The sequence below is a fragment of the Variovorax sp. 01N429 genome (assembly GCF_056399425.1).
Genome location: NZ_JBFTRG010000015.1, coordinates 86,169 through 110,406, shown reverse-complemented (window position 1 = coordinate 110,406; position 24,238 = coordinate 86,169). Strand labels below are relative to the sequence as shown.

The window sequence follows — 24,238 nt, the reverse complement described above, 5'->3', positions numbered from 1 at the left end:
TCATCATACGAACGCGAATTACAGCGGGCTTTCAAAAGCGATGTAGCCGCAGACGCACAGTGTTTGTGGGATTCGGGCGCATTGACAGCCGCCCTGCGCCGGCGATGCTGTTTCTTGATCCGGTGCCTTCGCACCATGACAGGAAGGATTTCATGCAACCGCAAACGCAACCGCAACCGTCGCAACCGTCCAAGGCGCTTTGGGTGGCGATCTGCGTATTGGCGATCGCCGTGGCGGCGCTCGGCGGCGCGCTGGTTCACAAGGAAGTGACGGGCAGTGCAACGGCGACAGCACCCACACCGGCCTCGACGGCCGTCGCAGCGGCGCCGCCCGCCAAGACGCCGGACGATTTCCCCGGGCCGCCTCCGGTGCAGGCAGTCGCGCCTCCGCCACCTGCGGCCCCGGCACAGGCACCGGCACCGCCACCCGTCAGGGCCCCCGAGGTCATTCCGCCCAAGGTGGTGCAGGCCAATCCTGCGGGTGCCGCCTCTGGCTCCGCACCGGCGCCCGCACCGGTCAAGCCGTGCTCGGTTTGCGGGCATGTCGAGTCGGTTCGCAAGGTGGAACGCCAGCAACCCACATCGGGCGTCGGCGCCGTGGCCGGGGGCGTGGTGGGCGGCCTGGTCGGCAATCAGATCGGCAGCGGCAACGGCCGCACCGCGGCCACAGTGCTCGGCGCGGTCGGCGGGGGATTCGCGGGCAACTCGATCGAAAAGCACACGCACACGAAGACCGTCTATGACGTCAGCGTCCGCATGCAGGACGGATCGGTGCGCAGGGTGGAAACGAGCACGGCGCCGCCCATCGGCAAGGCCGTCACCCTGAAGGGAAACGTGCTGCGCCCGGCTGACGGCCGCAAGTGAACGACAGGCTCGCCCACTGGGCGATTTGGCGAGCCAGCCATGGCCCATCGTCCAACGGGAGATCGTGGCCGGCAGTGGGATGCAGGACGATGGCGAGTCTCCATGCCCGCGCGAGTGCTCGCGAGCATTGCACGTTCACTAGCGCGTCGCATTGGCTCGCCAGCACCAGCAGCGGCACAGCCGGCGCCTCGGCAGGCGCACGATAGCGCGCAGCGGCAATCAACTGCCGCAATGCATTGGCAGCGTGCACGCGGCGGGTTTGGCGCAAGTCCGTCCATTCGTCGATGACCGCCGCCGGCTGCCGGGGGTGGCGCGTGGTCATGCGCAGGATCGTCTGCTCGCGCTGGCGATCGCCTCGCCCTGGCATCAACAGGCTTGCCAGCGCCCCATAGTTCGATGGCCGGAGGCGCTGGTACCAAGGGCTGAAAGGACGCACGCTGGTGTTGACGATCGCGCAAGCGGCCAGTTCGTCGGGGTACCGGCGCGCCCACTCGATCGCCACCATCGCTCCGAGCGACATGGCGAGCAGGCAGACGGGCTCCTCGATTGCCAGCTTTCGCAACTCGCGGCGGCAGCTTTCCACCGTGTCCTCGATGCGGGCGGGGCTTCGTTCCCCATTCAGTCCGCCGTTGCCCGGCAGATCGATCGCGATGACGCGCGCCCCGGGCAAGGCATCGCGCAGCATCGCCGGAAAGGCTCCCCAGTGCGCCGCTTCGCGTGTCAGTCCGCGCAGCAGCAGCCACGTGCTCATGTCGCGCCTTCCTTGCCGTACCACCGCGCCATCGCACGGCGCGTGTGTTCGATCCTGCGGGCGCCGGTGGGCACCCAGCGCTCGTGACTGCATGCCGCACGCACGAGGAATTCCAGCCATGCGACGTGACGGCGCAGCACGCGCTGCTGACGATGCGCGATCACCGGATTGAAGATGCCGTGGCGCGAAAAAATCTGCCTCGGATTCTTCTTGACCCACAGCCACGAGCCCATCTCCAGTGTCAGCGGCAGGAAGATTTCGGCTCTGTCGCAGGCGCGCAGGTAGAGGTGATCCCACAGGTCGCCATGCGTCAGGTATTGCCGGCTCTGCGGTTCCAGCACGTAGCGGTGATGCAGCAGTGAATCGTCAAGGATCTCGCAGAGCGCATGCATCTCCGCGAGATGCGCAATCGGCCGCGACGTGTGCGCGAAAGGAAACCAGATGCGGTCAGCCAGGCCGAAGCCCGAATGGCAATCCACCGCGATGCTGAACGGCCGGCCCAGCAGTTCGGCCTCGACCAGTTCGCACAGCGCGGCGCTCTCGCGCTCCATCGGCGCGCCCTCCGCGCCGCGATACCACGGCAAGGCGGCACTGACGCGCTGGCCGCCGATGAGGAAGGGCACGCGCTCGCGGGATTCCACCGGCGCGTTGCGCATCAGGTCGACGCCATTCGGATTCGCGCGCGTGCCAAGCCACAGCCCTCCCGGATTGACCAGGGGCACGAAGACCAGGCGCACCGACTCCAGCTGGCGGTGAAGGGTGTCGTCCCATTGCAGGCGCATCACGAGACTGCGCAGACAGGCAATGGCGACTTCGGCGCCGATGCGCTCCAGGCCGTGCACGCCGCCGAAGAAGCCGACTGCCGGCGCGTCCGCGCGCGCACTGCCGAGCATGAAAGCCTCGACGGAGAATTGCCGTTGGCCCGCATCGACCTCGCAGAGCACGCGCCGGGTGATGTGCGCACCGGCGAGTTCAGCAAGCCTTTGCAGCTCCAGCAGTTCGGGCAGGTCTGTTGGCAGGTCTGTTGAAGTCACGCGCAGCGGGATGAGTGGTGCGCGCAGGATAGCGGCCTGTCGCGACATCAATCCGTCACACGCACAGGCTAGGCTGGCGTGATCATGAGCCGTCTCTTCCAGCATTCATCCGGCCGCCAGGTGCGCGGCGTGGCTGTCGCGATCCTGTGGGGCACTGTCGAATGCTTCGCGCTGGCGCGGTCGCGCTGGTCGACCCGCTGGCGCACGCCGGCCGGCTAGGCCGGCACGCTGTCCACGTTGGCGCGGTCCCAGTGCCGGTGCTTCGCAATGGCGGCGACGAAGTCCTGCGCAATCTGCGTTGCGGCCGCGATGTCGCCGAGATTGGTCACCGGTGTTTCGGCGACGATCACGCCGGCGGGAACGCTCTTCGCGCCGGGCTGCACGCCGAGCATCGACAGCAGCTTGACGCCGTCGCCTACCGTGCATATCGCTTTGCAGTGCTTGTAGGCCTCCAGCACGAAGTGCACCGCATCGCCGTTGCGCGACAACGCCTCGGCACCTTGGGCGCCGGCGGGCACGAGCACCGCGTCGAACATCACCGACGGCATGTTGACGAAGGTGGCGTCGACGTCCAGTTGCCGCTTGGACATGCTCGCGACCGTGCCAAGCTGCGGGCCGATCACCTTGCATTGGGCGCCCGCCTTCTCGATTGCTTCCCGGATGGGCTTGAGAGAGGCTGAATCGATGCCGTCCGCGACGAGGATCGCCACCTTGCGCGTCTTGACCGAGCCGTCGCCGGTGTCGACCATGCGAAGCGCGGGCGATTCGTCAATCGGCATCGAGATGCGGTGTTCGCGAAAGCCCGCGCGACCGGCAGCCGCTTTTGCGTCCGGCGCGGCAATGCCCAAAGGTTCGGCCACCCGGCGCGCCAGCTTCTCGTCGACGTGCGCGAGGTTGTCGACCATGCGTTGGCGAATGGCGGGCACGTCGACCTTCGACAACTCGAAACGAAAGCCGCCGATGATGTGCTCCTTCTCGGCCGCGCTCTGGCTGTTGAAGAAGAGGCGGGCCTGCGTGAAGTGGTCGTCGAACGAAGGGCTGCGCCTTCGAACCTTGGGCGACTCCAGCGCCTCGGGATACGACTGGAAGCCGGCGCTCCCGCCATCGACGCGGTACTCCTTGCCATCGCCCAGCGAGTTCGGCTCGTAGGCCACCTGTCCCCGCGCGATGGTCTGGCGATGCATGCCGTCGCGCTGAAAGTTGTGGAAGGGACACACGGCCTTGTTGATCGGCAGCTCATGAAAGTTCGCGCCGCCCAGCCGCGAGATCTGCGTGTCCGTGTACGAGAAAAGCCGCCCCTGCAACAGCGGGTCGCTCGTGAAGTCGATGCCCGGCACCACATGGCCGGGGTGGAAGGCGACCTGCTCGGTCTCGGCGAAGAAGTTGTCAGGGTTGCGATTGAGCACCATGCGCCCGATTCGCTGCACCGGCACCATCTCTTCGGGAATGAGCTTCGTCGGATCGAGCAGATCGAAACCGAAGGCATGCTCCTTGTCCTGCGGAATCATCTGCACGCCGAGTTCCCATTCAGGAAAGTCGCCGTTCTCGATCGCCTCCCAGAGGTCGCGGCGATGAAAGTCGGCGTCCTTGCCGGCGATCTTCTGCGCTTCGTCCCACGCCAAGCCATGAATGCCGAGCTTGGGTTTCCAGTGAAACTTCACGAAGTGGCTGTCGCCCCGCGCATTGACGAAGCGGAAGGTGTGCACGCCAAAGCCTTCCATCATGCGCAGGCTCCGCGGGATGGCGCGGTCCGACATCGCCCACATCAGCATGTGCGTGGTCTCGGGCATGAGCGAGGCGAAATCCCAGAAGGTGTCGTGCGCGCTCGCCGCCTGCGGAATCTCGTTGTGCGGCTCGGGCTTGAGCGCATGGACGAGGTCGGGGAACTTGATCGCGTCCTGGACAAAGAACACGGGGATGTTGTTGCCCACGAGGTCGTAGTTTCCTTGCCGCGTGTAGAACTTGACGGCGAATCCACGCACGTCGCGCACCGTGTCGGCCGATCCACGAGAGCCTGCGACGGTCGAGAAGCGCGCGAAGACGGGCGTCTTCACCGACGGGTCCTGCAGGAAGTCGGCGCTGGTGAATTGCGACATCGACTTGTAGACCTCGAAGTAGCCATGCGCCGCGGAGCCCCTGGCGTGCACCGCGCGTTCCGGAATGCGCTCGTGGTCGAAATGCGTGATCTTCTCGCGCAGGATGAAGTCTTCGAGCAGCGTCGGGCCGCGCGCACCGGCACGCAGCGAGTTGTGGTTGTCCGGAATCTGAACGCCCTGGTTCGTCGTGAGCGGCGTGGCGCTGCTGTCGACGGTGAAGGCTTCGAGTTGCTCCTGCTTCGCGCTATAGCCGTCGCTCTGCTTGAGGCGCCGGGCGGCGGCCTTGTTCTGTTGCGTCATCGGGAGATTCCTTCGGGGGTAGCTGGCGGTGCTGACAGGGCAAGGGCAGTGCGTGCCAATTCGCAAGCGTATGTGGCCCCCGTGCCGCAACCCGTAGTGGCCGCGCGCCGCAGCGTGTGGGAGTCTCCAGTGATTCACAGTAGGAGCGCACCGACGAAAGGGCGGGGCTGATGAGGCCGGTTGACGTTTGCCTACGCGTCTTGAGGCGCTCATTCCCTCACCGGCACCGGCGCGAAGAGCATAGGATGAGTTGCTCGCCACCCCATCCGGCCCAACCCGACCCAATCCACTCGATTGCAGCGCATCATGCTCATCAAAATCGGCTTCGACATCGAACTGGGCGTCACTCCGCCCACGGCATTGATCTACATGCTGCGCGTGCACTCGTCACGTGCGCAGGATATCCAGCCCGGCGAAAGCACGACGATCAGCCCGCCGCTGCGAACAGACTTCTACACGGACACGTTTGGCAACGAGTGCGCGCGCGTGGCCATACCCTCCGGCGTGAGCAAGGTGCGCCTGCAGAGCCAGGGCGTGGTGTACGACACCGGCCTGCCTGACCCGGCGACATTCGATGCGATCGAGCATGCGCCTGCCGACCTCCCGACGTCGACACTGCAGTTCGTGCTGCCCAGCCGCTATTGCGAGGTCGACAGCGAACTGCTGCAGCTTGCGTGGGGGCTCTTCGGCGGCGTGCCGGCCGGATGGCAGCGCGTGCAGGCCATCTGCGATTTCGTTCACCAGCACCTGCGCTTCGACTATCAGAGCGCGCGAGCCACCCGTACCGCTTTGGAGGCTTACCGCGAACGCGTCGGCGTGTGCCGCGACTTCACCCACCTGGCCATCACGCTGTGCCGCTGCATGAACATCCCCGCACGCTATGTGACCGGGTACCTCGGCGACATCGGCGTGCCGCCGATACCCTCGCCGATGGACTTCAGCGCCTGGTTCGAGGTCTACCTGGGCGACCGCTGGCACACCTTCGACGCGCGCCACAACGTGCCGCGCATCGGTCGCATCCTGATCGCACGCGGCCGGGACGCGGCCGACGTGCCGATCACGATGGTGTTCGGTGCCAGCACGCTGGAGCGCTTCGAGGTGACGACGGATGAGGTGCTGCCGCAGCCGACCTTTGCGTGAGCCTGGTCAGTGGGTCAGGCCGACATGGAGGTAGCCGTTGTGGATGCTGGGACTGCCCATGAGGACGTAGAGGCCCTTGCCTTGCATCGCAAAGGCGACTCCGGTCGTCTGGCCGACGGTGAAGCTCGCCTTCTTCCATCCCTGTGGCTCGGTGGTCGACGGAACGGAGAGCGGGTAGCTTTCGGAACTGCTGCTGCCGTCTAGCGCCTTGCTGGTCACGTCGATCGACGTCGGACCGATGCTGTACTTGCTCCAGTCGCCCATTTCGCTGCCGCCATACGCAGTCGAAGTCGGCCACGAAGCGCCGCTCGGCAAGCCGACGCGGAAGACGCGATTCGCTGGCATGCGTGCGTCCGCATCCGATTCGAGCAGCACGTTCTCCCCGCCGATGCGCGCCACCGCAAAGACGAGCTTGTCGCTCGCATCGGAGTCGTTCGTGAAGGTCCAGTGCCCTTGCGCGTCCGCAGTGGCAGCGGCTGTGTAGTGGACCAGGGTCTTGCCGGTCCCCGTGCAATTGGCGAGATTCGACAAGGTGTTGGTTTCGTTGCACTGGTCGAGGCCGGTGCCCTGGCCCGAAATCTTCACTTCATGCAACCGCGAACTGAGTTGAGGCAACGAATTTCCCGATCCGGCAGTCAAGGTCAGGTCCAGGCGGTTGTACAGACCGTCGAGCTGGGTCTTGTCGGTCACGAGTGAACGCGTGGCGACAAACGGAAGCGACTCGCTGATGTTGGTGGTATTGGCGAACGGGAGAGGCAACGGCGCAACGCCGACGAGCGTATCCGCCGAGACGCGAAAACGCGCGTTATTAGAGGTCGCCAGCTTGGTGACCGCGTCGACCATGACGTAGGTGCCGGCCGTTTCAGGGTCGGTCATCAACGTGCCTGAACGAATGAGGGCGCCTGCGCTGTCGAGGAGCGCGTACTGCTTGAGGTCGAAGTCGACCTTGAACTTGAATTCCGTGCCGGCACCGCTGAACACCTGGTAGGTGCCGTTGCGGGCGTCGGCGGCGGGCACCTCCGGCGTCGTCTGCGGCGCCTGGGTGTTTCCGGTGGCTCCGGTGGCCGAGCCGCCCGGCGCCTGAAGCGAAAAGCCGGCGCTGCCGCCGCTGCTACCGCCGCCGCAAGCGGCGAGACTCAAGATCAACATCGTCGCGCTCGCGACGGAAAACGGTGCCCTCATCTCGGTTTCTCTTTCGTTTTTATTGCGTCGGTGCGTCGAACTGACGATCACCTGACCAATAAATCGTAGGTTGTGAAACAACCTGTCACATGAAAAACCGATGAGTCACCCTCAAAGATGAGGAGGGAAAGTTGCATCCATGCAACAACGATCTATGCGGCAGCGCGCTGGCGACGGTCGCCCTAACCCGCCACGTAGCCCAGCCGCTTCATCGCGGCGCCCAAGGCGGTCCGGCTTTTCTCATAGTCCGCCCACGGTGAATTGCCGGTGGGCAGTCGGGCGCCGACGTTCTTTACGGTCCACTGCGAAGCGCTTTCAAGCAGGGGCAGTTCGTCCCATGCCACGGGTACCGAGACGGCCAAGCCCGGCCGCGAACGGGCCGACCAGGCGCACGCCGTCGTCGCGCCGAATCCGTTGCGCAGATAGTCGACAAAGACCTTGCCCACACGATTGCGCGGCCCGCTCTTGGCAACAAAGCGATCGGGGATGGTCTCCGCCAAATGCTGCACGATCCCTTGCGAGAAGCCCTTCACGGCATCCCAGTCGTAGCTGCGACGCAGCGGCACGACCACGTGCAGGCCCTTGCCGCCGCTGGTCTTGAGAAATGCCGGCAGCCCCAGTTCGTCGAGCAGGGTCCGCACCAGCATGGCGGCTTCCTGGATACGCGACCATTCGACGCCTTCGCCAGGGTCGAGGTCGAAGGTCATCCGGTCGGGCTTGCCGATGTTGTTCGAGGTCGCGTTCCATGTGTGGAACTCCACGACATTCATCTGCGCCGCCGCCAGGATGCCTTGCGCGTTGTCGATCTGCAGCAGCGGATCGTGGCCTGGATCGAGCGCCGGATCGAGCAGCTTCACGCCCGGCAGCTCGCTCTGCTTCATGTGCTTCTGAAAGAAGAGCTCGCCACCCACGCCCTCCGGCGCGCGCACCAGCGCCACCGGCCGGCCCTTGAGGTGCGGAAGAATGAGCTCGGCGACCTCGGCGTAATAAGCGACTAGCTCGCCCTTCGTGGTGCCGCTCTGCTCGTCGATCACGCGTTCGGCATGGGTGATGCGCTGCGGCATGGCTTTCGAAGCTCCTTGAGGTTTCGGTTCCTTGGTCGACTTCTTTGACTTTGCCTCGGTCGGGGTCGCCTGCTGAGGGGGCGCCGCGGTCTCGCGACGGATCTGCCCGGCGGGCTTGTCCGTGCGAAGCCCCTGGAATGCGGAGTGGCGGATGCGCCCGTCCTGCGTCCATTCGCCAAAGGCCACTTCGCACACCAGCACCGGCTCGACCCATTGCGCCTTGACGCCCGCAGGCCGCGTCTGAAAGGGGCACTCTCTCGTCTGCACCTCGTCGAGCTTCGCCTTGATGTCCGTCAGGCGACCGACGTCGAATCCTGCGCCGACGTTGCCGCAATACTGGAGCGCGCCTTTGTCGTCGTACACACCCAGCAGCAGCGAGCCGAAGCCCGTGCGCGAGCCCTTCGGCGCGGTGTAGCCGCCGATGACGAACTCCTGCCGCCGCTGGTTCTTGAGCTTGATCCAATCCGGCGAGCGGCGCGACACGTAGCTCGATCCCTTGCGCTTGCCGACGATGCCCTCGAAGCCGACCTTCGCCGACGAAGCCAGCAAATCGCGCGGCGCGACGTCGAAGGCTTCGCTGAAGCGCAGGAGATCGGGCGGCTTGTCTCCCGTCAGCCGGGCCAGTGCTGCGCGTCGCTCTTCCAGCGGAACATCCCGCAGATCGCGCCCATCCAGAAAAGGCGCATCGAACAGCCAATAGACGATCGATGAAGTGGATCCACTGTCGAAGGCGTTCTGCAGCGCCTGGAAGTCGGGCGCCCCGTGCTCGTTATGGACGACGATCTCGCCATCKAGCCACGCCGATCGAGTGGGGAGCTTCGCCAATGCCCTGGCCACGCCTGGCAGCCTGGATGTCCAGTCATTGCCGTTGCGCGTGATGCACTGCACCTTGTCGCCGTCGATGCGAGCGAGGATGCGATAGCCATCGAACTTGAGCTCATACAGCCAATCGGCCGGCCGGAGCGGTGGCGCGGAGACCAACGTGGCGAGCTCGGGTGAAAGCATTGCAGGCAATGGAGCCTTGCGACCGATGGCGCCCACGGCGGGTGTCTCGCTGGGCCTTGCGCTCACCTTTGTCTTCTTCGCGGCGGGCTCGGGCTTGCTCCCATAGGTGACCGGCGGCGGGCTGTCGACGTCTCGTCCGGTCAAGACGCTGTCGGGTTCGGCCTCGACGACGTCATAGTCCGCGAGATCACGCGCCTCGTCGTCGCGCTCCTTGATCAGCAGCCAGGGCTCCTTCTTTTCGCCCCTGCCGCGCATGCGCACCAGCGTCCAATGCCCCCGCAGCTTCTTGCCGCGCAGTTCGAACTTGAGCTTGCCTTCGGCCAGGGACTTGCGCGCGTCGCCCAGCGCGGACCATTCGCCGCGGTCCCACACGATCACCGTGCCGGCGCCATACTGCTTCGGCGGAATGGTTCCTTCGAAGTCGGCGTACGAGATCGGATGGTCTTCCACCTGCACGGCCATCCGCTTGACGCTCGGATCGAGACATGGCCCTTTCGGCACCGCCCAGCTCCTCAGAGTGCCGTCGAGTTCGAGCCGGAAGTCGTAGTGCAGATGGCTCGCGTGGTGCTTCTGCACGACGAAGGACAGCGTCCCCTTGCCGGCCTTGCCGCCCGTCTTCGGTTCCGGTGTCTTCTTGAAGTCGCGCTTGCGGTGGTAGGGCGCCAGCGCTTCGAGTGCGGATGCGGGCATGTCGGGTCTCCAGGCTGGGACCCTAGGATGCGCCGACACGAACCGCTGTAGGAAAGCAACGGCGGCGAGCGTCGGGAGGATTGCACCTTGGGCGCGGAACGCCCGCGCCGATCAACTCCGCTTGGCGACGAGGGTCAGGATGTCGTAGCTCGCGACCAGATCGCCATCCTGATTGGTCACCTCGACGTCCCAGGCCACGACACCTTGTCCGACGCCGTTGGCATCCTTCTTCTGCCGATCGATCTTGCGCTTGCATGTCAGGCGCGCGCGGATCGTGTCGCCGATGCCCACCGGCTTGATGAAGCGCAGCGTGTCGAGCCCATAGTTGGCAAGCACCGGCCCCGGCGCTGGCGAGACGAAGAGCCCCGCGGCGGCCGACAGCACGAAGTAGCCGTGCGCAATGCGCTTGCCGAAGGGGCTCTCCTTCGCGGCCACTTCGTCGAAGTGCATGTAGAAGTAATCGCCGGAGATGCCACCGAAGGCAACGATGTCGGCCTCGCCCACCGTGCGCCGGTGCGTGAGCAGCGAGTCGCCGATCTGCAGGTCTTCGAAGTGCTTGCGGAAGGGATGCACTTCGGATTCGTTCAGCTTGGCACCGCGCACGTATTCGCCGGTGACTGCCGCCAGCATGCTCGGCGAGCCTTGCACGGCCGCTCGTTGCAGGTAGTGCTTGACGGCGCGCAAGCCGCCCAGCTCTTCGCCGCCGCCTGCGCGGCCCGGGCCACCATGCTTGAGGAAGGGCAAAGGCGAACCATGGCCGGTCGATTCGGCTGCGGCTTCGCGGTCGAGCACGAGCAGGCGTCCGTGGTGTGCGGCCGCAAAGGGGATGGCCTTGGCGGCGGTGGCCGGGTCCTTGGTGACCAGTGTGGCGACAAGGCTGCCGCGTCCGCGCGCGGCCAGTGCGAGCGCTTCATCGAGCCCCTCATAAGGCATGAGTGTGCTCACCGGGCCGAACGCTTCGACATCGTGCGCGGCATCGTGGCGCATCGGTTCGCGTGAAAGCAGAAGCGTCGGCGAGAAGAACGCGCCCTCCGCTGCGCCTTCGCCGCGCGGCGCAAATCCATCGCGCTCGCCGAAGACCAGTTCCGCGCCTTGCATCAGCATGCGCACGCGCTCGGCGACGTCGGCCTGCTGCGCGTGCGATGCGAGCGCGCCCATGCGCACGTCTTCGAGCGAGGGGTCGCCGACGACCATCTTCGCGAGCCGCGCACGCAGCTTGTCGGCCACGGCGTCGAGATGTTGACGCGGGACGATCGCGCGGCGGATGGCGGTGCACTTCTGGCCCGACTTGACGGTCATCTCGCGCGCCACTTCCTTGACGAAAAGATCGAACTCTTCATCGTCGGGCGAGACATCCGGCGCGAGGATGGCGCAGTTCAGCGAGTCGGCCTCGGCGTTGAAAGGGATCGATTGGCGCACGACATTGGGATGCACGCGCAGCTTCGCGGCAGTGTCCGCCGAGCCGGTGAAGCTCACGACATCGGAGCCATTGAGCCGGTCGAGCAGGTCGCCCGTGCTGCCGATCACCAGTTGCAGACTGCCCTCCGGCAACAGACCCGAGCGGTGCATCATCCGCACCAGCGCTTCGGTCAGGTAGCTGGTCGAAGTGGCCGGCTTGCCGATGCAGGGCATGCCCGCAAGAAAGCTCGGCGCCCATTTTTCGAGCAGGCCCCACACGGGGAAATTGAACGCGTTGATGTGTACCGCGACACCTCGGCGAGGCACCAGGATGTGCGTTCCCGCAAAGCCGCCCTTCTTGCCGAGCGGCATCGCCGGGCCTTCATGCACGAGGTTGCCCGACGGCAGTTCGTTGCCGCCGATGCCCGCATAAGCGGCCAGCGTACCGGCACCGCCTTCGATGTCGATCCAGCTGTCCGCGCGCGTGGCGCCCGTGTGCGCAGAAATCGCGTACAGCTCTTCCTTGTGCTCGGCGATGTACTTCGACAGCGCTCGCAGGCGTTGCGCGCGCTGCTGGAAATCCATCGCCAGAAGATTGGGCAAGCCGATGTTGCGTGCGTGATCGAGCGCCTCGCCGAAGTCGATGCTTTCGGCATGCGTGCTCGCCACGGCTCGGCCGTTGATTGCACTGCGAAGCTCTTGCGCGCCCTGCTGGCCGAGCCAGCGGCCACCGATGAAGCTTTGAAGGGTCTGGGTCATGAATTTCTCCGTTCTGCGGACAGTCAGGCAGCGACGGCGTTCTTGTTGCCGAGGCCAAGGTAGGTGTCGATGATTCGGCGGTCGTGCAGCAGTGCCTGCGCAGGGCCGGTCAATGCGACCGCGCCGGTTTCAAGCACGTAGCCGCGATCGGCGACCTGCAAGGCGGCACGCGCGTTCTGCTCGACCAGCAGCACCGAGACGCCATGCGAGCGCAATGAAGAGACGACATGCAGCACTTCGCGCACGATCAACGGTGCGAGGCCGAGCGACGGCTCATCGAGCATCAGCAGACGCGGACGCGCCATCAGCGCGCGACCGATAGCAAGCATCTGCCGCTCGCCACCCGACAGCGTGCTGGCGAGCTGCGCGCGGCGCTCTTTCAGGCGCGGGAAGATCGCGAACACTTCGTCCATGCGCTCGCGCTGATCGCGCTTGCCCGTGCGCCAGCGATAGAAGCCGCCGAGCAGCAGGTTGTCTTCGACCGACATTTCGCCGAAGAGCTCGCGCCGCTCGGGCACCAGCGCCACGCCGCGCGCCACCATCGCTTCGACGCTTGGCCGTGCGATGCGCTCGCCGGCCAGCGTGAGGCTGCCGGTGGAGCGCAGCAAGCCCATCGCCGCACACAGCAACGTGGTCTTGCCCGCGCCGTTGGGGCCGATGACGGTGACGATCTCGCCCTCGTCGACGCGCAATGCGACGCCATGCACCGCCTCGACCGCGCCGTAGGCGACGCTGAAGTCCTGGAGTTCGAAGAGCGGGTTCATGTCATGCAGCCATCGGGATCGGTTCGTCGCTGCCGCCGAGGTAGGCGTCCAGCACGCGGGGATTGGATTGCACTTCGGCCGGCGTGCCTTCGGCGATGACGGTGCCGAACTCCAGCACGGTGATGCGGTCGGCGAGGTTCATGACGAATTCCATGTCGTGCTCGACGACGAGGATGCCCAGCCCTTCGGCGCGCAGTTGCGAAAGCAGTGTTGCAAGCGCCTGCTTTTCGAGGTGGCGCAGGCCCGCCGCCGGTTCGTCGAGCAGCAGTGCGGCGGGCTGGCCCGCGAGCGCGCGTGCGATCTCGACCACGCGCTGCTGGCCCAGCGCCAGCGAGGCGGCCGGCGCGTCGGCGTATTCGCCGAGCCCGCAGCGCTCGATCTGGCGGCGGGCTTCGGCCAGAAGTGCGGCTTCTTCCGCACGGTCCATCCGCAACATCGAACTCAACCAGCCATGTCGCCCGCGCCGGTGGGCACCCAGCGCCACGTTCTCCAGCACGCTGCGCATGCCGAGCAGACGCACATGCTGAAAGGTGCGACCGAGCCCGCGTGCCGCGAACTCGCGCGATGGCCTGCCACGCATCGGCTCGCCCATCAGGCGCACTTCGCCTTCACTCGGATCGTCGACGCCGGAAATCATGTTGAAGAAGGTGCTCTTGCCGGCGCCGTTCGGGCCGATCAGCGCATGCACTTCGCCGGCCTTGAGCGTCATCGCCACCGCGTTGTTGGCGACGAGCCCGCCGAAGCGCTTCGTGACCTTGTCCGCCTCCAGCAGCAGTTGGCCCGCAGGAGGTAGTTTGCGAGTGGCAAGCGTGGTGGTCGTCTTCGGCACAGGCACGGGGTCCGGCTTGAGGAATCGACCGGACACGCGCGCCAGCGTGGGCCACATCCCTTCGGCGAAGCGTTGCAGCACGAAGAGCATCAGCAGCCCGAACACGATCACTTCGAAGTTGCCGCTTGCGCCAAGCAGCTTGGGCAGGATGTCCTGCAACTGCTCCTTGACCAGCGTGATCAGCGTTGCGCCAAGCACTGCGCCCCAAAGATGTCCGGCGCCTCCGACCACGGCCATGAACAGGTATTCGATGCCGATGTTGAGGTTGAAGGGCGTCGGATTGACGAAGCGCTGCATGTGCGCATAGAGCCAGCCCGACAGCGCCGCGAGCAGCGCCGCAAGAACGAACACCTTGACCCGATAGCGCGCCGTATCGACACCCATCGACTCGGCCATCACGCGGCCCGACTTGAGCGCGCGGATGGCGCGGCCCTCGCGCGAATCGAGCAGGTTGTGCAGCGCCCAGAGCGCCAGCAACAGGACCGCCCAGATCAACGGGCCCAATGCGCGCGGCGATGCGAGCGAGAAACCCGCCACCGTGAGCGCCGGAACGCCGGTGATCCCGGTCTGCCCACCGAGGAACTCCAGGTTGCCGAAGAGGAAATAGAGGCTCAGCCCCCATGCAATCGTGCACAGCGGCAAGTAGTGGCCCGACAGCTTGAGCGTGATGGCGCCCAATCCCCACGCGATCGCAAAGGTGAGCACAAGCCCGAGCACCAGCCCGACCCACGGCAGCACGCCCGGCGAAACCACCCCGCCCAACGCTGAAGCCGCAACCGGCGACGTGCAGACCCAAGCAGTCGCATACGCGCCGACGGCAACGAAAGCCGCTTGCCCGAAAGACGTCATGCCGCCGATGCCGGTGAGCATGACAAGGCCCGCCGCGACCATCGAATAGAGACCGATGTAGCTGAAGAGCGTGACGGTGAATTCCGGAAGCCAGGCCCAACTGAGCGCCAGCGCCGCAATGCACAGCAACGTGAGATAGCGCCGCGTCATTCTTCATCCTCCACATGACGGCTGCGCAGCGAGCGCCACCACAGGACGGGAATGATCAGCGTGAACACGAGAACCTCTTTGAATGCACTGGCCCAGAACGAAGAGAAGGCTTCGAGTTGGCCCACCAGCAGCGCACCGAGCAGCGCAATCGGATAGCTACCGAGCCCGCCCACGATCGCCGCGACGAAGCCTTTGAGCCCGATGAGAAAGCCGGTGTCGTAATAGACAGTCGTCAGCGGTGCGATGAGCAGGCCGGAGACGGCGCCGATCAAGGCTGCGAGGGCAAAGCTCAGGTCGCCCGAAAGATCGGTTGGGATGCCCATGAGCCGCGCGCCGACGCGATTCATTGCCGTGGCGCGCAGCGCCTTGCCGACGATGGAGCGTTCGAAGAAGACGAACATCAGCACCACCAGCACGAAGGCGACGCCCACCACCACCATCGACTGGCCGCTGATCGGAACACCGCCGATGTCGAATTGCGCCTCGGAGAAAGCAGGCGTGCGCGATCCTTCGGCGCCGAAGAACAACAAGCCGAGGCCGACCAGCACTCCGTGCAACGCGACCGAAACGATCAACAGAATCAGCACGGTCGCATCAGCCAACGGCCGATACGCGAGCCGGTACAGCAGCGGCCCGAGCGGCGTGATGAGCACCAGCGCCGTGACTGCCTGCATGGCGAGCGACGATGGATGAACAGCGAGCACGAGCAGGGAAGCCAGCGCCGGAAAGGCGATCGTCCACACAGCCGTGGCCTTCCAATCCACCGTGGCGCCCCGCTTCCAGCGCCAGGCTTCAACTCCAAGCGTTGCGACCGCAAGCGCCAGCAGTAGCCAGAGCGTGGCCGGCGTACGTCCGCCGTTGAGCGCCGCCATCGACAGCGCACCAAAAGCCACGAGTTCGCCCTGCGGAATGAAGATCACCCGCGTGACCGAAAAAACCAGCACCAGCGCCAAGGCCATCAGTCCGTAGACCGCCCCGTTGACGATGCCGTCCTGCCCCAGCAAAAGGGCGATCTGAGTGTCCATCACACCCCCAGGCTTGCCCACTGCGTGTGGCCGCCACCCCCCTCAAGGGGGCGCTGCCAGCGGCCCGGCGAAGCCGGCTCCGCGGCAGCTCCCGCAAAGAGGATCCGGAGCGCCGGGCACGTTTTAGAAATAGCGCGGAACCAGCTCACGTCGTTCACTGTGCGGGTGGGATGTATTTCCAGGCGCCGTTTTCGATCTTGACCATCACGCGTGCGCGCTGGTCCAGGCCGAGGTGATCGTTCGGTGTCATGTTGAACACGCCGTGGGCACCAGGCAGCTCCTTGATCTGTTCGAGCGCGTCGCGCAATGCAGCGCGGAATTCAGGCGTACCCGGCTGTGCCTTCTTGAGCGCTACCGGAACCGCGGCAGTCATCAGCAGACCGGTATCCCAGGCGTGCGCGCCGAAGGTCGACACCGAACCCTTGCCGTAAGCGCCCTCGTAAGCCGACACGTACGCCAGCGCCGACTTCTTCACCGGATTGGAAGCAGGCAACTGCTCCGCGACCAGCACCGGACCTGCCGGCAGGAAGGTGCCTTCGACATCCTTGCCGCCCACGCGCAGGAAGTCGGCGTTTGCCACGCCGTGCGTCTGGTAGAGCTTGCCGCCATAGCCGCGCTCCTTCAGGCTCTTCTGCGGCAGTGCGGCCGGCGTGCCGGACCCCGCGACGAGCACCGCATCGGGCTTGGCAGACATGATCTTCAGCGTCTGGCCGGTGACCGACGTGTCGGTGCGCGAATAGCGCTCGTTGGCAACGATCTTTATCTTCTTCAGATCGGCCGCCTTGGAGAACTCCTGGAACCAGCCTTCGCCATAAGCGTCGGAGAAGCCGATGAAGCCCACCGTCTTCACACCATTGGCCGCCATGTGCTCGGCAATGGCGAGCGACATCATGATGTCGTTCTGCGGCGTCTTGAACACCCAGCGCCGCTTGGCGTCCATCGGCTCGATGATGCGGGCGGAAGCAGCCATCGAGATCATCGGCGTCTGGCTCTCGGCCGCGACGTCGATCATGGCGAGCGAATTGGGCGTGGTGGTCGAGCCGAGGATGACGTCGACCTTGTTCTCGGAGATCAGCTTGCGCGTGTTGTTCACCGCCGCCGTGGTGTCGCTCGCATCGTCGAGAACGATGTAGTTGACCTTCTGGCCGCCGATGGTCTTGGGCATCAGCGCGATGGTGTTCTTCTCGGGAATACCGAGCGATGCGGCAGGCCCCGTCGCCGACACGGTGACGCCGACGTTGATGTCGGCGTGCGCGAACGCCGATGCAATCAGCGCCGCGATCACGGCGAAGGGTTTGAGGTGTTTCATGCTCATGCGGTTGTCTCCGTTTTGCTGGTTTGGAAAAAATGAAAAGGTATTGATGTCCGGCTGTCTCAGGCGTCCGCCTGGACAACGGGCCGCGGAAGTCTGACACCTGGAAGCCCGCCGAGGAAGAGGTCTGCTACTACTGGCGCCATCGCGTCGTAGTCGAGCTCGCCGTCGGGCCGCATCCAGATGAACATCCAGTTGATCATTCCGAACAGCAGCATTGTCAGTGGCTTGGCGAGCGTGGTCTTGCGCAAGTCGGGGCGCAACGCCATCACCGCGTGCGCGAAGCCGGCGACGACTTTGCGCTGGGTGCCCAGCACGCGCTCGCGGTCCGTGGGCTCCATGAACTTCACGTCTTCAGTCAGCACGCGGTGTGCATGCCGCGCGCCCGCGTATTCCTGGACGAAGCGCCGGATCAACTCTCGCAGGTGCGCTTCGGGCGACAGGGCCTGCTGGTCGACATCGGCCACCAGATCCTCGAGGCGTGACACGTGGTTTTCCGCGATGCTGATCAGCAGGCTGTATTTGTCGCGGTAGTAGTGATAGAGCAGCGCTTTCGAGAAGCCGCAGGCTTCGGCCACCTGGTTCATCGACGTCGCGGAATAGCCCCGGTTGGCAAAGAGCTGCGCGGCACGATCCAGGATCATTTCGCGCTGGTCTTCATATCCGGGTGAGCGTCCGCGTGCCATGGAATTTTTTCTTTCCGGGTTGGATGTTCTAGCGTTCGTCGAACGACAGGACCACGCGCTCGCTCAGCGGATGGGCCTGGCAGGTCAGGACGAAGCCGGCAGCGATCTCGTTCTTGTCGAGCGCGAAGTTTCGCTCCATCCGCACCTGCCCTTCGACCAGCTTGGCGCGGCAGGTGCCGCACACGCCCGAGGTGCATGAGAACGGCACTTCGAGGCCCGCGGCCGAGGCGCAATCCAGAATGCTCGGCTGGTCCTTGTGGAACTCGATCTCGCGCTGAAAGCCGTCGCGAATGATGACGATCTTCGCGAGTTCGGCATCGCCGGGCCGTGCTTCGTGGATGACGGCGCCCACCGGCGCGCCTTCGGGCGCCGCGACGCCGAATCGCTCGATGTGGATGCGCTCTTCGGGCACCCCCGCCGCGAGCAGCGCCGCCTCGGCCTCGTCGTTCATCTGGAAAGGTCCGCAGATGTACGCATGGTCGATGCTGCCGGCCGGAACCACCGTGCGCAGGAACTCGCCGATCTTGTCGCGGTTCATGCGGCCCATGTTCAGCGGCGCATCGGTCGGCTCGCCCGAGAACACGTGATGCAGCACCAGCCGCGTCATGTAGCGGTTCTTGAGGTCTTCCAGCTCCTCCTTGAACATCGTCGACTGCAGCTTGCGATTGCCGTAGATCAGCGTGAAGCGCGAATGCGGCTCGCGCGCAAGCACGGTCTTCATGATCGACAAGATCGGCGTGATGCCGCTGCCGCCGACGATGCCCACGTGCTGGCGCCGCGACTGCGGTTCGATCGGCACGAAGAAGCGGCCTTGCGGTGCCATCACGTTGATGGTGTCGCCCGGCTGGAGCTGCTCGTTGATCCAGTTCGAGAAGGTGCCGCCCTTGACCTTGCGCACGCCCACGCGCAGCTCGCCATCGTCCACACCCGCGCAGATCGAATACGAGCGGCGCAGGTCCTGTCCATCGATGTCCTTGCGCAAGGTGAGGTACTGGCCCTGGGTGAAACCGAAGACGTCGCGCAGATCGGTCGGGACGTCGAACGAAACAATCACCGCTTCTTCGGTGTCGGGCTCGACCGCGCGCACGCGCAGTGGGTGAAACATGACGCTCATGGCATTGGCCGCTTCAGATGGGTTTGAAGTGTTCGAAAGGCTCGCGGCAGGCGATGCAGCGATACATCGACTTGCACGCGGTCGAACCGAATGCCGACAAGCGCTCGGTGTTCTTGCTGCCGCAGCGCGGGCAAGCGACCGCATCCGCCTTGCGGCCGAAGATGCGGATCGGCACGGCGCCGTCCGGCGATACCGGTCCTGGCGGCGCAATGCCGTACTCGAAGAGCTTGCGACGGCCTTCGGCGCTGATCCAGTCCGTGGTCCACGCCGGAGCGCGTTGCAGCGTGACGTAGGCGGGGCCGAGCCCGGCCTTGTCGATCGCCGCGAGGACGTCGTGCTCGATGACCTCCGTGGCAGGGCAGCCTGAATAAGTCGGCGTCAACACCACTTCCAGCTTGTCGTCATGTTCGATCACGTCGCGCACGATGCCCAGGTCGCGCACCGACAGCGCAGGCACTTCGGGGTCGAGCACCGTGGCGAGCACGTCCCACGCCTGCTCGCAGCGCGCCGCGACGGATGCTGGCGACGCGTTCACCATACCCCTCCTGGGAACGCCCGCTGCAGGTGCTGCATCTCGGCGAGGATGTAGCCCATGTGCTCGCTGTGTACGCCGCGCTTGCCGGTGCTTCGGAATGCGGCTTCACTGGGCGCTGAAAGCGTCGCTTCTTCGAGAATGGCCTTCATGTCGGCCAGCCAAGGCTCCTTCAGGTCAACCCAGCGCGGGCCGATGCCAGCGGTGTGCGCGGCGTCGTCGACTGCATCCGATTCGAAGAACTCCGGCACATAGAGCCACAGGTCCTTCAGCGCCTTCTCGATGCGTTGCCGCGATTCATCCGTGCCATCGCCCAGGCGCACGACCCAGTCGGCCGCATGCTGCTGGTGGTAGCGCGCTTCCTTGACGGCCTTTCCGGCGATGCCTGAGAGTTCGGCGTTCCTGGAGCTGTGCAAGCGTTCCCACAACAGCTTCATCAACGTGGCGACCATCGCGTTGCGCATCACCGTGAAGGCGAAGTCGCCGCGCGGCAGTTCGACCATCGTGAGATTGCGGTAGTCCTTCTCGTCGCGCAGGAACGCGAGCTGGTCTTCGTCGTGCCCTTGCCCTTCGATCTGGCCGGCAAGCGTCAGCACGGCGCGCGCCTGGCCAATAAGGTCCAGCGCCATGTTCGACATCGCGATGTCCTCTTCGAGGATCGGAGCGTGGCCCGACCACTCGGAGATGCGCTGCGCATGGATCAGGCAGGTGTCGCCGATGCGCAGCAAGTACTGCACGGCAGGCGTCGATTCGATGGCGATAGAGGCCGTCATTTCAATGATCCTCGAGGCTGGGGGCGAGTGTTCATCACATGTGGTCTACCGAGCCGGGCAGCTGGTAGAACGTGGGATGGCGGTAGACCTTGTCTTCCATTGGATCGAAGTACATGTCCTTGTCACCCGGGTCGCTCGCGACGATCTGGTCTGAACGCACCACCCACACGCTGGTGCCTTCCTGGCGGCGCGTGTAGACGTCGCGGGCCATCTGGATCGCCATCTTCGGATCGGCGGCATGCAGGCTGCCGCAGTGCTTGTGGTCGAGGCCCGACTTGCTGCGTACGAAGACTTCCCACAGGGGCCACTCTGTCGCGACGCCAGGTGCTTCAGTTGTTGTCGGATTGGTGCTGCTGCTCATGATCGTGTTCCTTGCTCTGTGCCTGCGAGCTATGCCGCGAGCGGTTCGGGGGCTGCGCGGCGCGCGGCGTGGGCCAGTGCGGCTTCGCGCACCCAGGCGCCGTCTTCCCACGCCTTCACGCGAGCACCGAGGCGCTCGCGGTTGCAGGGGCCGTCGCCGGCAATGACGCGCCAGAACTCGCTCCAGTCGATGGGGCCGTGGTCGTGGTGCTGGCGCTCTTCGTTCCACTTCAGGTCAGGGTCGGGCAGCGTCACGCCCAACACCTTGGCCTGCTCCACGGCGGCATCGATGAACTTGGCGCGCAGATCGTCGTTCGAAAACCGCTTGATGCCCCAGCGCATCGATTGCGCCGAATTGGGCGACTGATCATCCGGCGGACCGAACATCATGATCGAAGGCCACCACCAGCGGTCGACTGCGTCCTGCACCATCGCCTTCTGCGCGTCGGTGCCCTTCTGCATCATCGTGAGCAGCGCTTCGAAGCCCTGGCGCTGATGGAAGCTCTCTTCGCGGCAGATGCGGACCATGGCGCGCGCGTACGGCGCATAAGAGCAGCGGCAGATCGGCACCTGGTTCATGATCGCGGCGCCGTCGACCAGCCAGCCGATCGTGCCCATGTCGGCCCAAGTCAGCGTGGGGTAGTTGAAGATCGAGCTGTATTTGGCGCGACCCGTGTGCAGCGCATCGACCATCTGGTCGCGCGAAGTACCGAGCGTCTCCGCGGCCGAATACAGATAGAGGCCGTGGCCCGCCTCGTCCTGCACCTTTGCCAGCAGGATGGCCTTGCGCTTGAGCGTCGGCGCGCGCGTGATCCAGTTGCCCTCGGGCAGCATGCCGACGATTTCGGAATGCGCGTGCTGGCTGATCTGGCGCACCAGCGTCTTGCGGTAGTGCTCGGGCATCCAGTCCTTCGCTTCGATGAAGTCGCCAGCGTCGATGCGGGCGTCGAAGCGTTGTTCGAGCTGCATCTCGTCAGCGGAGCGTACGGCCTTCTTGCCGTCGCCGGGCTCTTTGCCCATCGTGTCCATGGCTTGCGTGTACATCGTGATCTCCTATCGAAGGGTCAATGCGGCTTCTGCCGTCAATACGTCAGTTGCCGGGTGGATTCGAGATGGCGATCCACATCGGCCGGTGTCAGTGCTTCGCTCTTGCAGCCGAAGTCCTTGAAGAGCGCCATCTGGTCGCTGTAGTGCGCGGCCTTGCGGCCATCGGGCGCAACGAAGCCGCTCTGTCCGGGAGGCGCCGCCGTGCACATCGAAACGCTGCCGGGCGAGAACACGATCTTGTCGTTCTGCGTACCGCGATTCATGAAGCTCGGCAGCGTCAGCAGTTCGTCCGCACTCGCTTGCGGCGCGCCGATGAAGTTGCTGGTGAGGAACACATGCTTGGTGACCGGGGTGCGCCAGCGAACGGGATCGCTGCCGTAACGCGCCGTCAGTTCAGACACCGCTTGCGCCAGCGTGCTCCGGATCATCGCGTTCTTGTCTGCGCCATTGAAGAAGTCGTAGCGCTGGGGCACCCCGGCCTTGGTGCCGAGCAGTGCGTTGTAGAGCAACTTCGAACCGTTGCCCGGCCGAATGCTGGCGACCTGCGTCGCGCCCGCATAGCCTGCGCTCGCGTAGCCGGCAAACACCTCGGGGGGCAGATCGTCGGCCAGCAGTTGCTTGTAGATGATCGGCAGCCAGGTCATCATGATCGCCGTGGCCGGGCTCTGGTAGACGCCCTGCTCGGTCGGGTCGTCGTTCTCCATGTTCCATGCGCCGAGGATCTGCGCCGCGCGCTTTGCGGGATCGCTGGCCGGCAAGCTGCGCGTCGCCTCGATGATGAACGGCACAAAGTAGCGCGCGTTCGTGTCTGCGTAGGCCGTGCTGCGATTGATGGCCCAGAGCTCGTCGCCTGTCAGTCGCGGCTTGGCTTGCAGTCGCGCAATGAATTCGTTGACCCGGTCGGCCGCGCCATAGTTGCCGCCGTCGCTCACCGCTCCAGGCGCTGACTGGTTGTTCCAGTTCGCGATGAAGCCCTGCGCCGGGTTCAGCACCTGCGGATCTTCCTTGAAAGGGCGAATGCCAAGCCACTCCATCGAGCCATCGCCGATCGCGGGCAGCCGCAGATCCTGCGAAGCCGGACGCATCGGCAGCCGGCCGGGCGAAACATAGCCGATGTTGCCGTCGGCGTCCGCGTAGTACCAGTTGATGGTGATGGCAACGCGCGAAGCCTGCGCCAGCCACTGGTCCCAGTTCCTGGCCTGCATTGAATGGATCCAGCCGAGCAGCGATTCGAGTTCATAGCCGTCCCAACTGCGCTTCATCGAGAAAGCGGTGTTGTTCGGCAGGTCGAAGTCCGTGACGATGCCATGCACGGTCGAATAGACGTCGAGGCTCTGGTCCGGCTCGCCCTTGACCTTGATGATCTCCGTGCGCTTGCCCATCGGTCGCATGGCGCCGTTGAAGAGGTACTCGTAGCGATTCGACGGGTTGAGCTTCTCCTGGTACATGTCGTTGACGTCCAGCGGACCCGCGGTCGCGCCCCAGGCGATCTTTCCGTTGGTGCCGAACAGGACGACGGGATGCGCGAAGGGCGTGTTGCCCGTCACGTCATAGCCGGCGCCATGCAGCCCGATCGCGAACACATACGACGGATTGAACCAGTTGAACTGCGGCCCGTTGATCAGCACGGTGCTGCCGTCGGTGGTCTTCTTCGGGCCTGCGATCCAGAGATTGCTCGCGATCGGCCGCTGCCACGGCTGGGCAACACCGCGCCGCGCTGCATCGACGTCGCTGCTGGACGCCAGCAACTCGGGCGAAACCGGCGCCAGATGCGCCAGTTGCGTAATCTGCGCCGAAGCTTCGTTCGCCCTTGTGGCGTCGCTCGCTGGTGCCAATGCGGCCTGCGCCCGTCCGCCGACGCGCGGAACCGTGGTCGGCGCAAGTGGGTCCTCGATCCAGCGGATCTGATCGAAGAGTTCGCGGCCGACGGCATCTCCGCGCGCCTTCTGCAATTGATTCAACAGGCGGAGATTGGCGATTTCGCTGCTCGCATTGGAGTAGCGGTTGGCCATCGTTCCGACCCAGATCATCGCGACGTCGTAGCCCGTCCAGTCGGCCTTGGGCTCGAAGCCGGCGTCGATGAACTGCTTCGGCATCAATTGGGCCCTGTCAGCCAGGACCTCCTTGACGCGCGCATTGAAGCCTGCGGCATATCCGTCGAAGATGGCCCGGTCCTCCGGCGAGAGCTTGGCCATCTGTGCCTGGATCGAAGCCGGCGTGAAAGCCGAGCGGCTGCCCTTGTCGAGCGCCACGTACTTGGGCCCCATGACCTCCGAGACTGTGCCGAGCACCGCACGACGCGCCATCTCCATCTGGAACAGCCGGTCTTCGGCAACCACGTAGCCGTAGCCATGGAACAGGCCGCGCGCGTCGTTGGCATACACATGCGGCACGCCGTAGCTGTCGCGCTTGATCGTGACCGATCCCGTCGAGGTGGCCGTGGTGGCGGCGCATCCGGCAAGCGCAAGGGCTGCGCAAAGGAGAGAGAGTTTCTTCAGCATGAAGTTGTTGGCGT

At 65.1% G+C, this 24,238-nt stretch carries 20 protein-coding genes; 3 read left to right on the top strand and 17 right to left on the bottom strand.

All coding sequences use genetic code 11. From position 1 onward, the window contains the following. Positions 1–152 precede the first annotated feature (152 nt). Positions 153–863: a glycine zipper 2TM domain-containing protein gene (locus AC1DSF_RS23325; protein ID WP_478183501.1), complete on the top strand. Its 711-nt coding sequence runs from the start codon at positions 153–155 to the stop codon at positions 861–863. Here AC1DSF_RS23325 and AC1DSF_RS23320 read toward each other — a convergent pair. Then, on the bottom strand, positions 817–1,614 hold the full coding sequence (locus AC1DSF_RS23320) for an alpha/beta fold hydrolase (protein ID WP_478128684.1): 798 nt from the start codon (positions 1,612–1,614) through the stop codon (positions 817–819). The genes AC1DSF_RS23325 and AC1DSF_RS23320 overlap by 47 nt on opposite strands. Next, on the bottom strand, positions 1,611–2,648 hold the full coding sequence (locus tag AC1DSF_RS23315) for a M14 family zinc carboxypeptidase (protein ID WP_478183500.1): 1,038 nt from the start codon (positions 2,646–2,648) through the stop codon (positions 1,611–1,613). The genes AC1DSF_RS23320 and AC1DSF_RS23315 overlap by 4 nt, the downstream gene beginning before the upstream one ends. 84 nt (positions 2,649–2,732) lie before the next feature. On the opposite strand from AC1DSF_RS23315, the gene AC1DSF_RS23310 reads away from it, so the two are divergent. Beyond that, a complete protein-coding gene (locus AC1DSF_RS23310; protein ID WP_478128682.1) occupies positions 2,733–2,867 on the top strand; it encodes a hypothetical protein in 135 nt (44 codons plus the stop codon). Here the strand turns inward: AC1DSF_RS23310 and katE are convergent. Beyond that, the gene (gene katE, locus AC1DSF_RS23305; protein ID WP_478128681.1) at positions 2,864–5,044 is read right to left on the bottom strand and encodes a catalase HPII; all 2,181 of its coding nucleotides are present in this window, start codon (positions 5,042–5,044) and stop codon (positions 2,864–2,866) included. The genes AC1DSF_RS23310 and katE overlap by 4 nt on opposite strands. Before the next feature lie 306 nt (positions 5,045–5,350). Between katE and AC1DSF_RS23300 the strand changes: the two genes are divergently transcribed. Then, positions 5,351–6,184, top strand: a complete 834-nt coding sequence (locus tag AC1DSF_RS23300; protein ID WP_478128680.1) for a transglutaminase-like domain-containing protein — start codon at positions 5,351–5,353, stop codon at positions 6,182–6,184. 6 nt (positions 6,185–6,190) lie between these two features. On the opposite strand, the gene AC1DSF_RS23295 is transcribed toward AC1DSF_RS23300, so the two are convergent. The 14 genes from AC1DSF_RS23295 to AC1DSF_RS23230 form a co-directional block, all read right to left on the bottom strand. Continuing rightward, positions 6,191–7,366: a hypothetical protein gene (locus AC1DSF_RS23295; protein ID WP_478128679.1), complete on the bottom strand. Its 1,176-nt coding sequence runs from the start codon at positions 7,364–7,366 to the stop codon at positions 6,191–6,193. Between the two features lie 182 nt (positions 7,367–7,548). After that, a complete protein-coding gene (gene ligD / locus AC1DSF_RS23290) occupies positions 7,549–10,125 on the bottom strand; it encodes a DNA ligase D (RefSeq protein WP_478128678.1) in 2,577 nt (858 codons plus the stop codon). A gap of 111 nt (positions 10,126–10,236) precedes the next feature. Continuing rightward, positions 10,237–12,282, bottom strand: a complete 2,046-nt coding sequence (gene paaZ / locus AC1DSF_RS23285; RefSeq protein ID WP_478128677.1) for a phenylacetic acid degradation bifunctional protein PaaZ — start codon at positions 12,280–12,282, stop codon at positions 10,237–10,239. 23 nt (positions 12,283–12,305) lie between these two features. Then, a complete protein-coding gene (locus tag AC1DSF_RS23280; RefSeq protein ID WP_478128676.1) occupies positions 12,306–13,046 on the bottom strand; it encodes an ABC transporter ATP-binding protein in 741 nt (246 codons plus the stop codon). Between the two features lies 1 nt (position 13,047). Next, the gene (locus tag AC1DSF_RS23275; protein WP_478128675.1) at positions 13,048–14,874 is read right to left on the bottom strand and encodes a branched-chain amino acid ABC transporter ATP-binding protein/permease; all 1,827 of its coding nucleotides are present in this window, start codon (positions 14,872–14,874) and stop codon (positions 13,048–13,050) included. Continuing rightward, entirely contained in the window at positions 14,871–15,899 is a 1,029-nt protein-coding gene (locus AC1DSF_RS23270) for a branched-chain amino acid ABC transporter permease (protein ID WP_478128674.1), read from the bottom strand. The genes AC1DSF_RS23275 and AC1DSF_RS23270 overlap by 4 nt, the downstream gene beginning before the upstream one ends. 154 nt (positions 15,900–16,053) lie before the next feature. Then, positions 16,054–17,208: an ABC transporter substrate-binding protein gene (locus tag AC1DSF_RS23265; RefSeq protein WP_478128709.1), complete on the bottom strand. Its 1,155-nt coding sequence runs from the start codon at positions 17,206–17,208 to the stop codon at positions 16,054–16,056. A gap of 65 nt (positions 17,209–17,273) precedes the next feature. Beyond that, complete coding sequence (locus tag AC1DSF_RS23260; protein WP_478128673.1) at positions 17,274–17,897, bottom strand: TetR/AcrR family transcriptional regulator; 624 nt, start codon at positions 17,895–17,897, stop codon at positions 17,274–17,276. Positions 17,898–17,925: 28 nt separating this feature from the next. Next, positions 17,926–19,011 carry a 1,2-phenylacetyl-CoA epoxidase subunit PaaE gene (gene paaE, locus AC1DSF_RS23255; protein ID WP_478128672.1) on the bottom strand — a complete coding sequence of 362 codons (1,086 nt, stop codon included), beginning with the start codon at positions 19,009–19,011 and terminating at the stop codon, positions 17,926–17,928. A gap of 13 nt (positions 19,012–19,024) precedes the next feature. Continuing rightward, a complete protein-coding gene (gene paaD / locus AC1DSF_RS23250) occupies positions 19,025–19,549 on the bottom strand; it encodes a 1,2-phenylacetyl-CoA epoxidase subunit PaaD (protein WP_478183499.1) in 525 nt (174 codons plus the stop codon). Beyond that, positions 19,543–20,316 carry a 1,2-phenylacetyl-CoA epoxidase subunit PaaC gene (gene paaC / locus AC1DSF_RS23245; RefSeq protein ID WP_478183498.1) on the bottom strand — a complete coding sequence of 258 codons (774 nt, stop codon included), beginning with the start codon at positions 20,314–20,316 and terminating at the stop codon, positions 19,543–19,545. Before paaC ends, paaD begins: the two co-directional genes overlap by 7 nt. A 34-nt stretch (positions 20,317–20,350) precedes the next feature. Continuing rightward, positions 20,351–20,677, bottom strand: a complete 327-nt coding sequence (paaB, locus tag AC1DSF_RS23240) for a 1,2-phenylacetyl-CoA epoxidase subunit PaaB (RefSeq protein WP_478128669.1) — start codon at positions 20,675–20,677, stop codon at positions 20,351–20,353. A 29-nt stretch (positions 20,678–20,706) separates the two neighbouring features. After that, entirely contained in the window at positions 20,707–21,720 is a 1,014-nt protein-coding gene (gene paaA / locus AC1DSF_RS23235; RefSeq protein ID WP_478128668.1) for a 1,2-phenylacetyl-CoA epoxidase subunit PaaA, read from the bottom strand. Between the two features lie 38 nt (positions 21,721–21,758). Next, positions 21,759–24,224 carry a penicillin acylase family protein gene (locus tag AC1DSF_RS23230; protein ID WP_478128667.1) on the bottom strand — a complete coding sequence of 822 codons (2,466 nt, stop codon included), beginning with the start codon at positions 24,222–24,224 and terminating at the stop codon, positions 21,759–21,761. Between the last annotated feature and the right edge of the window lie 14 nt (positions 24,225–24,238).

Coding starts and splice junctions, on each gene's coding strand:
- AC1DSF_RS23325 (WP_478183501.1), top strand. CDS start 153: ATGCAACCGCAAACGCAACCGCAACCGTCGCAACCGTCCAAGGCGCTT.
- AC1DSF_RS23320 (WP_478128684.1), bottom strand. CDS start 1,614: ATGAGCACGTGGCTGCTGCTGCGCGGACTGACACGCGAAGCGGCGCAC.
- AC1DSF_RS23310 (WP_478128682.1), top strand. CDS start 2,733: ATGAGCCGTCTCTTCCAGCATTCATCCGGCCGCCAGGTGCGCGGCGTG.
- katE (WP_478128681.1), bottom strand. CDS start 5,044: ATGACGCAACAGAACAAGGCCGCCGCCCGGCGCCTCAAGCAGAGCGAC.
- AC1DSF_RS23300 (WP_478128680.1), top strand. CDS start 5,351: ATGCTCATCAAAATCGGCTTCGACATCGAACTGGGCGTCACTCCGCCC.
- AC1DSF_RS23295 (WP_478128679.1), bottom strand. CDS start 7,366: ATGAGGGCACCGTTTTCCGTCGCGAGCGCGACGATGTTGATCTTGAGT.
- paaZ (WP_478128677.1), bottom strand. CDS start 12,282: ATGACCCAGACCCTTCAAAGCTTCATCGGTGGCCGCTGGCTCGGCCAG.
- AC1DSF_RS23280 (WP_478128676.1), bottom strand. CDS start 13,046: ATGAACCCGCTCTTCGAACTCCAGGACTTCAGCGTCGCCTACGGCGCG.
- AC1DSF_RS23275 (WP_478128675.1), bottom strand. CDS start 14,874: ATGACGCGGCGCTATCTCACGTTGCTGTGCATTGCGGCGCTGGCGCTC.
- AC1DSF_RS23270 (WP_478128674.1), bottom strand. CDS start 15,899: ATGGACACTCAGATCGCCCTTTTGCTGGGGCAGGACGGCATCGTCAAC.
- AC1DSF_RS23265 (WP_478128709.1), bottom strand. CDS start 17,208: ATGAAACACCTCAAACCCTTCGCCGTGATCGCGGCGCTGATTGCATCG.
- AC1DSF_RS23260 (WP_478128673.1), bottom strand. CDS start 17,897: ATGGCACGCGGACGCTCACCCGGATATGAAGACCAGCGCGAAATGATC.
- paaE (WP_478128672.1), bottom strand. CDS start 19,011: ATGAGCGTCATGTTTCACCCACTGCGCGTGCGCGCGGTCGAGCCCGAC.
- paaD (WP_478183499.1), bottom strand. CDS start 19,549: ATGGTGAACGCGTCGCCAGCATCCGTCGCGGCGCGCTGCGAGCAGGCG.
- paaC (WP_478183498.1), bottom strand. CDS start 20,316: ATGACGGCCTCTATCGCCATCGAATCGACGCCTGCCGTGCAGTACTTG.
- paaB (WP_478128669.1), bottom strand. CDS start 20,677: ATGAGCAGCAGCACCAATCCGACAACAACTGAAGCACCTGGCGTCGCG.
- paaA (WP_478128668.1), bottom strand. CDS start 21,720: ATGTACACGCAAGCCATGGACACGATGGGCAAAGAGCCCGGCGACGGC.
- AC1DSF_RS23230 (WP_478128667.1), bottom strand. CDS start 24,224: ATGCTGAAGAAACTCTCTCTCCTTTGCGCAGCCCTTGCGCTTGCCGGA.